The organism is Candidatus Bathyarchaeota archaeon (assembly GCA_030739585.1).
GTDB lineage: Archaea > Thermoproteota > Bathyarchaeia > TCS64 > TCS64.
The window spans coordinates 1-9,844 of the sequence record JASLYX010000019.1; the positions used below are offsets into that span (position 1 = coordinate 1).

At 46.1% G+C, this 9,844-nt stretch carries 12 protein-coding genes; 9 read left to right on the plus strand and 3 right to left on the minus strand.

What is annotated here, in order from left to right:
• The first annotated feature begins 138 nt into the window (after positions 1 to 138).
• The 8 genes from QGG23_08225 (at position 139) to QGG23_08260 (ending at position 5,608) form a co-directional block, all read left to right on the plus strand.
• Entirely contained in the window at positions 139 to 477 is a 339-nt protein-coding gene (locus QGG23_08225) for an SANT/Myb-like DNA-binding domain-containing protein (GenBank protein ID MDP6049401.1), read from the plus strand.
• Between the two features lie 85 nt (positions 478 to 562).
• Complete coding sequence (locus QGG23_08230; protein MDP6049402.1) at positions 563 to 991, plus strand: RusA family crossover junction endodeoxyribonuclease; 429 nt, start codon at positions 563 to 565, stop codon at positions 989 to 991.
• 321 nt (positions 992 to 1,312) lie between these two features.
• On the plus strand, positions 1,313 to 1,438 hold the full coding sequence (locus QGG23_08235) for a hypothetical protein (protein MDP6049403.1): 126 nt from the start codon (positions 1,313 to 1,315) through the stop codon (positions 1,436 to 1,438).
• 442 nt (positions 1,439 to 1,880) lie between these two features.
• Complete coding sequence (locus QGG23_08240) at positions 1,881 to 2,192, plus strand: Mut7-C RNAse domain-containing protein (protein ID MDP6049404.1); 312 nt, start codon at positions 1,881 to 1,883, stop codon at positions 2,190 to 2,192.
• Positions 2,193 to 2,212: 20 nt separating this feature from the next.
• Complete coding sequence (locus tag QGG23_08245) at positions 2,213 to 2,848, plus strand: TIGR00296 family protein (protein ID MDP6049405.1); 636 nt, start codon at positions 2,213 to 2,215, stop codon at positions 2,846 to 2,848.
• Between the two features lie 13 nt (positions 2,849 to 2,861).
• Complete coding sequence (locus QGG23_08250; protein ID MDP6049406.1) at positions 2,862 to 4,046, plus strand: glycosyltransferase family protein; 1,185 nt, start codon at positions 2,862 to 2,864, stop codon at positions 4,044 to 4,046.
• A 193-nt stretch (positions 4,047 to 4,239) separates the two neighbouring features.
• Positions 4,240 to 4,953, plus strand: a complete 714-nt coding sequence (ric, locus tag QGG23_08255) for an iron-sulfur cluster repair di-iron protein (GenBank protein ID MDP6049407.1) — start codon at positions 4,240 to 4,242, stop codon at positions 4,951 to 4,953.
• 73 nt (positions 4,954 to 5,026) lie between these two features.
• A complete protein-coding gene (locus QGG23_08260; GenBank protein ID MDP6049408.1) occupies positions 5,027 to 5,608 on the plus strand; it encodes a nitroreductase family protein in 582 nt (193 codons plus the stop codon).
• Positions 5,609 to 6,136: 528 nt separating this feature from the next.
• Here QGG23_08260 and QGG23_08265 read toward each other — a convergent pair.
• The 3 genes from QGG23_08265 to QGG23_08275 form a co-directional block, all read right to left on the minus strand.
• Complete coding sequence (locus QGG23_08265; GenBank protein ID MDP6049409.1) at positions 6,137 to 6,616, minus strand: DUF3830 family protein; 480 nt, start codon at positions 6,614 to 6,616, stop codon at positions 6,137 to 6,139.
• Entirely contained in the window at positions 6,571 to 7,590 is a 1,020-nt protein-coding gene (locus QGG23_08270) for an aldo/keto reductase (GenBank protein MDP6049410.1), read from the minus strand. The genes QGG23_08265 and QGG23_08270 overlap by 46 nt, the downstream gene beginning before the upstream one ends.
• A 185-nt stretch (positions 7,591 to 7,775) precedes the next feature.
• The gene (locus QGG23_08275) at positions 7,776 to 8,432 is read right to left on the minus strand and encodes a hypothetical protein (protein MDP6049411.1); all 657 of its coding nucleotides are present in this window, start codon (positions 8,430 to 8,432) and stop codon (positions 7,776 to 7,778) included.
• A gap of 253 nt (positions 8,433 to 8,685) precedes the next feature.
• On the opposite strand from QGG23_08275, the gene QGG23_08280 reads away from it, so the two are divergent.
• Entirely contained in the window at positions 8,686 to 9,513 is an 828-nt protein-coding gene (locus tag QGG23_08280) for a PA14 domain-containing protein (GenBank protein ID MDP6049412.1), read from the plus strand.
• Positions 9,514 to 9,844: the final 331 nt, after the last annotated feature.

Here is a 9,844-nt window from a genome sequence, read left to right on the forward strand (position 1 = left end):
AACCTAGGTGGGCGGGGGCTCTTGGAATCGATATATGTTTACGCTTAATCGCGCCTCCACTAACTGGCGTGGTAGCCCCTTGGAGGTGGGCCTCTAGTTGGACACAAAGACTGTGAATAGGGATGGTGAATATGCCGAATGTCAGGAACACCGTGGTCGGAGGTAGAAGAGCGAATGCTCAGGTCCATGTATCTTGCAGGCACCTCCTTTGACGAAATCGGCCAAGAGTTTCCCGATAGGTCATCGAATGCTATCCGGCTCAAGGCCTCAAGGCTTGGTCTGAAGAGACCTCCGGGGTCCTCCTATGTTCTTGCGTCTCCTAACGTGCTAAGATTCTCAGATGGGAATGGAGACACAGGTTTCTTCTTCAAGTGTGTCAACTGCGGGAGCTGGATGCACGCCCAAATAGGTGATGATACGGAAAATCAGACTGTAGAGTGCAGCGAGTGCAGCACAGTCTGCAGGTATATATCCTGACGCGCTTTGTATCTCTTCAGAGGGCAAGGCTTTTCTCCCACCAGATTTGGGTTTCTCAGGAGGCGAAGAGCGCGTTTTGAGCCGTGTGACTTTTGAGGTGGCAGGGAATCCGGTCCCCAAAGCTAGAGCGCGGGTAGTCACCAAGGGCAAGAGGAGATTCGCCTTTACCCCCAAGAAGGTCAAGGACTGGGAAACTATAGTCAAGACCGAGGCGAAGAAACACTTCGAGAGGCCCTTTGCCTTGCCCGTTGTGGTTTCCCTTACTTTTTATATGCGACGGCCTAAGACCAGGCGTCTTGATTTCTGGGTGTCGACCACTCCGGATCTGGACAACCTTGAAAAGTCGGTCTTGGATGGCCTGAACGAGGTTGCCTATACCGACGATAAGCTCGTTGTAGTAAAGAGCTCGTCGAAGCGGTATGTCACCAATGGTGTCCCTCGGGTCCGTATTACGATTGCTCCGATCCAGAATCAGAAGAGCTTATTTGATTACTCGGAGAATCCATCTAATTAAAAGCGTCTCTACCCCAAAGACTGGAATCTGCCCCGTTTAGATACGGAGCGAGCGGTTCTAGATTGATGCTGCCTTTGATCTAGATATAAATAGGCTCAAATTATCTGGGAGCCGATGTCAAGCTCGGTCCTAAATGTATAGATGAATAAATCTGTCGCAGGCTTTACTAGGGTGATGAAGAAACATGTGATTGTCACCGTAATCATACATAGAGGGAGCCCCCTTCCGTGGACAAAAATCTCCGGAGAGACCTTTTGAATCGGGTAATCGCATAGTGGCGGCTCTTAAAGGGGCATGTGTGGCGATATACCTTCTTTCTTGATGACTTGGGATAAAGACACAATACTCAAGGTTGCCATTGAAATAATGGGTATTAAGGGCATTATGAAGATCGGTGTGATCTACATGGGGAGTCTCAAGAGGGAGACTTTAGACAATGAGGCATGATTTTACCAATCATTCGTAGTAGCGTCAGGGAGAGGTTCAGATCCAGAGTGGGAAAGGATCATCAAGGGCGTCTGTCGTGAATTACTGCGGCAGGTGTGAGATATATACGTACAACCTTAGGATCATACACGGAGTTCCTTTTCCAAGACTGCAATGGAAATTAAAGCCAAACCTGGTCACAGTGAAGGTTGTAGAAGCGCTTGATCTGGGAAACTGTTTTGTGTGCTCCGATACAGAAGAACCTGTGGCTTAGGCGGGGGATATAATGACACCATCCTTTCTGGTTGATGCTATGCTGGGCTCACTCAACCGTTGATTTCTGATATGCGGATATAAGACTGAGTTCTCAAGAAATTCCCCAAATGCTGAGCTTCTGGAAAGGGGGATGGAGCAGGGACTTATCTTATGGAGTGGGATCTAACCCTCTTCCAGGAGGAGGGACGTGGATGCATTCCTCGTGAAATGTAGCAGGGACGAGGAAATGCTTGCATATGTAGGTACAGAGCATAGTCTTGTGCTTTATCCTGTAGGGGATCAATGCACATTTTGCAGTGCAGTATTGAACAAAGTATCCCGAGATGAGCTTGTTGAAGAGGTTCCTCAGAAAACTCTCAAGGGGTATGACAAGTTCTGGCAGTCTAGTAGTCACTGTGAGAAAGTCTACTCACACGGGAGTTATTGGGAAAGGATCGTTGAGGAAATCTTCAAGACCTCGAGAATCACTGACGTGACAAAGCCTGAAAATTCTTTATAAGGCCCCGAAAATGGTTATCGATGGCGACACAATTGAGCTTTGAACTCAACTCAAGGGACGGAGCGTTTCTCGTTGGCTTTGCGAGGAGGTCCATCAAGGCGGCTCTGGGTAGGGGAAACCCTCCTAGTCAGAAAGATGTGTCCGAGAAGCTGAGGACGATCTGTGGTGTGTTTGTTACACTCAAAAATGCTTCTGAATCTAATCATAGCCTACGGGGGTGTATAGGATTCCCTTATCCATTGATGCCTTTAGTGGACGTAGTATCGAAGGCTGCTGTGAGCGCCGCCCTGGAGGACCATAGATTCCCCCCAGTGGGTCTTGATGAGATGGAATCCATTGCTGTGGAGGTTAGTGTGCTCACGCCTCCTGAAAAAATCGTGGTGGAGTGCCTAGAAGATCTTCCCGAACACGTCCGGATCGGGAGAGACGGGCTTATAGTGGATCGGGGGTCCAACAGAGGGTTGCTGTTACCCCAGGTGGCTGTAGACTGGGGGTGGAACGCTAAGGAGTTCCTTACCCAGTGCTGCCTCAAGGCGTATCTACCTCCTGAATCCTGGATGATCCCAGGGACAGATATATTCAGGTTTAGGGCAATCATCTTCACAGAGGAGGAGCCAGGGGGCAGAACCGTAAGGGTGGAGCTCAAGGAAATCTGATGAGGGGATATCGTTGGACTTTGATGGTTCGAGAGTATATATCGGCCCCTGCGGAATAGGACTAGGCCACGTAGGTAGGACCATCCCAGTCGCTATGGAACTGAAACGGCGGGGGGCGGAGGTAATGTTCTCCACCTATTTGGAGGCCGTGGAGTTTGTAAGGCGGCAAGGGTTCCCAGTGGTAAAAAGCCCCGCGATCAGTCTGGTATCGGATTCTACAGGTAGGATCGACCTTAAGGCTACAGTCTTGAAACAAGGAGTCTTCGCTCTCACAACGCTCATGAAGCAGATTAAAGCGGAGATGGAATACATAAAGTCCTTCAGGCCTAACATTGTGGTCTCTGATTCCCGTCTCTCCACCCTAGCAGCCGGGAAGCTCCTTGGGATCCCAGTGGTTCTGATTATCAACCAGTTCAGGCTCATGATTCCTGCCTCTCAGTTAAACCAGAACATCACGAAGATTGTTGACGGGGGCATCATGACAATGCTAAGCGGGGGATGGGGCTCCAGCGACGTTATCATCATTCCCGACTTTCCGAGGCCCTATACGATCTGCCTTGATTCTCTCAGGATACCCCAACTCTACAAGGACCGTGTCAAAATAGGGGGTTTCATTCTAGAGAGGAAGCCGGAAGATGTGCGGGGTTCCGAGGAGGTAAGGAAAGAGGCGGGGGCGTCGGAGACCGACAAATTGATCTATGCAGCCATCAGCGGGCCAATACAGGAGAAGATCCCTCTCATCAAAATGTTGGAGCCAATCTTAGAAAGATTTCCCAGGGATATTAAGGTAGTAATGTCCACAGGGAATCCCAAAAGAGGCTCTGACCCGGTCAAATCCGGGAGCTTGACGGTTATTCCATGGGTTGAGGATCGATACAAGTACCTCAAGGCTGCGGACGCGATTATCTGCAGGGGAGGCCATAACACAATTATGCAGTCCATCTGCTACAGCAAACCAAGCATCATCATTCCTACTCCTAACCATACGGAACAGTATGCAAACGCGAGGAGAGCCAAGGAGCTCGGATTTGCCGAGGCGATCCATCAGGATGACGTTAACAGAGGAATGCTTCTTAGGCTAATTGACATGTTGACGTCTAATCCAGAGTACGATGACAGATTCAACAAGATCAACGCTATGGGCTTCACAGATGGCATCGAGAACACTCTAGAAGCGATAGCCGGGCTACTCCTATGATACACTGCCGGTCCCTGACCGAGGGGATGGAATGGCAACGCCCTCTCTTTCTCGCTCTATTGGTAAATATATAAAAACACGCGCTCACTCGCTCGTAATAAAGGCTTTTTCGTGTTCACGGTCACCTCAAGAATTGTGCTTTCGGGTAAAAACAAGATTAATATTCCTCCAACAGAGAGACTCAAGAACTAAAATGAAGCCACTTTTTTCGAGTTCAGAGAAAATAGGCGATATCGTTTCAAGATTTCCAAAGGCTAGTGAAATTTTCACGGAGTATGGAATTGATTTTTGTTGTGGAGGGCAAAGACCTTTATTGGAAGCTATTGAGGAGAAGGGCTTTGATGAATCTGATGTCCTTGGAAGGTTGGGAGATAGCTATCAGGATATTCGGGGTCAGGATCGGAAGGACGTCGATTGGAGAACAGAATCTGCGCCTAAGCTCATGGATCATCTTGTAAATACCCACCATGTACATCTACGCACTGAGCTCCCTCAGTTGAGCGACCTATTGACCACGATACTGCGGGTCCACGGGGCGAGCCATGGAGAGGTTCTATCAAAAGTTTACAGGCTTTTCCATAATCTCAAGATGGACATTGACCAGCACTTAATCCAGGAGGAGGAGATCGTTTTTCCAGTGATCAGGGACTATGTGAAGAACCCTACTGCATCTCAATTGGCGAGGATAGTTGATTTGAACGGGGAGTTAATGAAAGTACATGATGGGGCGGGGGATATTCTGAAAAAGCTCAGAAGGGTAACAGACCAGTATAGAGTACCTGAAGACGTGTGCTCAACATACGAAACAACATATAAAAAGCTGAAAGATCTGGAAACAGATCTATTCCAGCATATACACCTTGAAAACAATGTCCTCATTCCCCCTTTTGAAAAACAGATGATGTAAAAAAACCTATATTTGGCTCGTTTCGGTTGTCACATGTATCTCATTTTTTGTCTCTGAAGATGAGTCCTGGCAAGTGATTCGGAGGACACCCCGACGAGAGGAGGGAGGTACTGGGATTACCACCACACACATAACCCGCCTCACCTCTACAACCACCATGGACTGTATCGACCAGCTCCTCACCCGTCGCACCGTCAGGAAATATGCTAAGACCCCAATCCCCCAGGATAAGATTGACAAGATCCTGGAGGCAGGCCGCCAGTCCCCAAGCGCTGTCAACCGCCAGCCCTGGCACTTCCTCCTTATCACCGATCAGAACATCAAGGACAGAATCGGCGGGGGGTTCTTTAACCGCCACATCCGCACGAGCGCTTTCACTATTGTCGGGGCATACATTACCAACGATCCTATCACCAAACGCTGGGGCCTTACGGACACTGTCATCGCACTTCAGACCATGGTCATTGCCGCCCACCTCCAGGGTATCGGCACATGCTGGATAGGGGACTACAACGAGGTAAGGCTCAGGGAGACCCTCAACATCCCCCCAACCGCCAGCATTGCTGCTATCATCACTTTTGGATATGCCCACAAAGTACCTGGTACACGAAAAAAGAGGGCTCTAGATACAATACTTCATACCAATACTTGGTAACTATCCTGAAAAACACCACCAGACACCTGAAAGGGCTACTTCCGCGCAGGGATTCCGTTCGTGTTAGAGGGGTCGAGCGAGTTAAATACGCGCCTAATTACCCCTGATTTTGATACATATTGTTCTCTGTGGACGCTTCTTGACAAATGATTCTGGGGAAAATCTGAGGAGCGTTAAGGAGCTTAAAACTGGGTGGTTTCCATTTGAAAAGGGATATTTTTAAAGAGGTAGTATGGTGTATCTTTAGGAGGGTGATGGAAACTTGGAAACCCGCTCTCGCAGTATAACCATAAACCTCAACATAGGTACACTTTACGTATAATGAAATGCATTTAATAATTCACACTTTAAAATTAACCGCCACTGTTTGTGGTTATTGATTAGTAGGTAGATAGGGATATAGGAGTAAGTAGGTGGGTTTGAGGGTTAAAATTATAATTTCCATCTAGACCTTACCTAATCTGAAGCGCGAGGACCCGCATGCTAGAGAATATTTTCGCCAATTTGTCCAAATGTACAGGATTAAGATCATCCTGCAAGCGCGAGGCTGAAGCGTACGACCTCAGCTCCCTCCATAAGTACACGTTTACCCACTTTCATTAGTTCTTCGAGATTATCTTCTATTTTTGCGAAAACGTTGACTGGCTGCTTCATATCAACAGTTAGGCCTCTTGAGATGAATAGACCATAAGCAATGTATATTTCATCTGGAACATGAACAGGATCATCTCTAACGAGAAAACAGACTGCACCCGGTAGTATCCCAGCAACTCGCTGGTTTTCTCGTTCGACAGTCAAGTCAGGAGGCAAAGTGACCAATGCCTGTCCTGAGACTATGCTTTGATGGAATTTATATTTGAAAGGTAAACGTTCCTTGATAATTATACAGGTCTTTGGTGCTTCTTCTTCAATTAGACGCGCATAGAAGACGCCCCCCTTCTCAAATTCCAATTTCAGATAACTTAATTTAATCCACTCCAGCTGTTCGCAACTATCATCTTCATCCATGTGGCTGAGTTATAGAAGTTCGCCACGGCACTTCCGGGAGGAACTAACTCATCGCATGCTTTTCTCGTCTCATTATCAAGCCTCATTTCCAAAACAGGTAAGAAATCCTCAAGTTGTTCAAGTGTTCGTGGGCCAATTAGAGGTGCTGTAATACCTGGTTGGTCTTTAACCCAGAGGAGCGCCAGTTGTGAAGGTGTCAACCCTTTTTCCTTAGCTAATACGACGAATTTTTTTCCAACCTCTATACCTTGCGGTGTAACCCTTTCTGCGTATATACCCCCTCTTAAAGCAGCACGAGAGTCTTTTGGAAAATCCATGGAGTTATAACGCCCAGCTAGGATCCCCATAGCCATTGGTGACCAGGGTAAGATTCCTAGTCCATTGGCTTGACACATAGGGACTAATTCATTTTCAATGCGACGGTCGAGGAGATTGTAGGGTGGTTGCTCGGATACGAAGCGTTCAAGGCCTTTGAGCTCGCTGGCCATGATTGCTTCCTGCACTTTCCATGCGGGGTGAGTTGAGGTTCCTATATACGTGACCATATCCCAGTGAACTAGATCTGTTAAGGCTCGAAGAGTTTCATCAATGTGAGAATCATCTGAGTGTCTGTGCAACTGGAAAAGGTCTATTCTCTCGACTTGAAGGCGTTTAAGACATTCTCTGCAGGATTTTATCAGGTGGAGTCGGGAGTTTCCGCTGTCATTTGGTCCTGGGCCAACGGGGTAATGTACCTTTGTGGATAAAAGCACCTGCTCTCGTTTACCATTCTTTTTCAGAGCTCGGCCGATAATGCGTTCACTTTCGCCATTAGCGTATGTATTGCCGGTATCTATTAGGTTGATGCCTGCGTCAATGGCTCGATCAATGATCTTTATTGCCTCGTTTTCAGGTGTGGGGTCTGCGAAGTTAGCTGTGCCTAATGCTAGTGGTGAAATCTTGACGCCGGTTCTACCTAAAATACGGTACTTCACTGTTTACCCTCAAGATCTATTTCGTTTTTATTTGAATGAATAATATTCTTATTAACTTTTATGCGAACACTCAGCTTAGCAGCATTGGACTTGACTTGAACCATAATATATCTGGTTGGGTGTTACGCGTATTAGGGGTTAAAGTTTAGCCCCACACACACACACGGAGGTTATGAGAGACTTCCTTAATTTGTTGGTAGGAACTCTGAGACTTTTAGCATAAAGAAAGGGACATTCTCAGCTGAAAAGAAAATTGTATACGTTCCTTTACCGGGAATTAAAAGAGAAGAGATAGAAGCGTCATCGCCTGAGAAAAAACCCGCGATTGGTTCACCCGTGTTTCCTTCAGTAACCCATAAATTCAAATAACCGTCATCAAGGAAAAAAACGGGATATATCATTATGAAATTTGCTTCTGTAGTAAATGTATAATCCCAAAGTGAGTTGACATCTTCCCAACTCCATTCATATTTAGTAACCCATTCACCTTCGAAACTATATGGTTCACCTTCAGCCCCCTGTATACCTCTATCGCCTTGTGGTCCCTTTGCCCCCGGTATCCCTTGTAAGCCCTTATCTCCTTTTAACCCTCGTTCACCGGATTGACCTTCAGGTCCCTCTGCTCCCTGTAAACCCCTCTCTCCCTGAGCCCCTCTGTTCCCTTGGTTCCCTTGTATTCCCTGAGCTCCTTGGTCTCCCGGTATTCCTTGAACTCCTTCAGGACCACGTAACGCATTCTGAATCATCGGGATGCTCATAATCAGTCCAGAAACAACGAGAATTGCAATTATAGCCGAAACAAGCGAAGTAACACCAATGGTTTTCCAGTTAATGTCCGACATAAACTCTACTTATCTTATATCTTTCTTAAAACATTAAGGATAGAATTTCCTCGCCATCTTCAGGGACTAAGCTTACGTCACTATGCGCTCTACGCGGCTGCTATTTGAGGAGTCCGAAAAACACATCTAAAATCTAGTCATCTTCACACCTTTCTACTAGTTTGGTTCAATCGAGTATACTATATGCCTATTTTACGCCTTTGCTATCGTGGGCAAATACAAGGATTGTAGACACTGTGGAGTCCAAATTCAGGTGGACGAAGAAATCTGTCCAAGTTGTAAAGGTCTTCAACAAACCATTAATCCGTCTACATCACCTATAGAAGAACAAAAAAACGCTTCAGCAACCGGGTCAGGGACAACATCGTCATCCTCTACACCGTCTCCGTCTATATCGTCCCCTGAAGGTCAGAAAAGCGTTAATGAGAACGGGGTCAGTAAGAAACGGAAACTTGTGATTGTTTTAATTACAGTGATAGTTCTAATTTCAGTAGTAATTTTCTCTATGGTGCCCATTATTAAAGTGGATTATAATGAACCATACAACGAAGTCGAACACTACATTGAAGTTGAATCCTATTCAGTCCCTCAAAACACGATTTGGACCGTTACTTGGAAGGAATTTAACGTGGAAACGAATAAATGGGGTTCTGTCGTTGGGACATCAACATTTCCTGCTGAATTTGATTATTTCTGGGGTCATGAACCAATCTATGGTGAATATGATAATTGGATTGGTTTTATTGCAACCGCGAAGATCTATCTGAAAGAAAAAGGTCCATTATCATTCTATCTTGCTAGTGATGATGGGAGTAAATTGTATCTGGATGATACTTTGCTTATTGATAACTGGGGTCAACATTCACTTTATGAAAAAAAATATAGGCATCCCTCGTTATTAGCCGGTGACCATACTCTAAAAATTGAATGTTTTGATGCTTATCTAAATGCAGGGGTTAAATTCTATGCAGATAATGACGACCTTTTTTCCTTTGAAGAAGTTCGATACAAAGAAGTGAAAAAAACTAGAATGGTTACCAAAAATGTGACTTTATTAGCCTGGTTACAGGGCGATAGATGATGGTTCCACTTAACAAATAGCGCCTAGATGATTAGAATTTAACAGGATTCAACCTATCTTGAATAAGCACGAGTATATGCTAGTCCAGGTTTTCAATGCATCGTAGCAATTCTTGGGGTCCATTCTTTTTTCTCATCTCTCAGATACTTGGACTCCTCGAATAGCAGCGGTGTAACGCGCGTGGTTCTACTATTGCTGCCTCTGAACGTACAATGACAGGGTCGCCACAACGATTCCAATCATAACCGACGTCAATGGGAAACCAGGTATCCCTCCATTTCCACTTGAAGTATCCAGGTTAGAAGTAGATTTAGGCGTGGACGCGGGCTTT

What these genes read in the sequence shown, in the direction of transcription:
- QGG23_08235 (MDP6049403.1), top strand. Translation starts at nt 1,313, where the DNA reads ATGACTTGGGATAAAGACACAATACTCAAGGTTGCCATTGAAATAATG.
- QGG23_08225 (MDP6049401.1), top strand. Translation starts at nt 139, where the DNA reads ATGTCAGGAACACCGTGGTCGGAGGTAGAAGAGCGAATGCTCAGGTCC.
- QGG23_08265 (MDP6049409.1), bottom strand. Translation starts at nt 6,616, where the DNA reads ATGGATGAAGATGATAGTTGCGAACAGCTGGAGTGGATTAAATTAAGT.
- ric (MDP6049407.1), top strand. Translation starts at nt 4,240, where the DNA reads ATGAAGCCACTTTTTTCGAGTTCAGAGAAAATAGGCGATATCGTTTCA.
- QGG23_08245 (MDP6049405.1), top strand. Translation starts at nt 2,213, where the DNA reads ATGGCGACACAATTGAGCTTTGAACTCAACTCAAGGGACGGAGCGTTT.
- QGG23_08275 (MDP6049411.1), bottom strand. Translation starts at nt 8,432, where the DNA reads ATGTCGGACATTAACTGGAAAACCATTGGTGTTACTTCGCTTGTTTCG.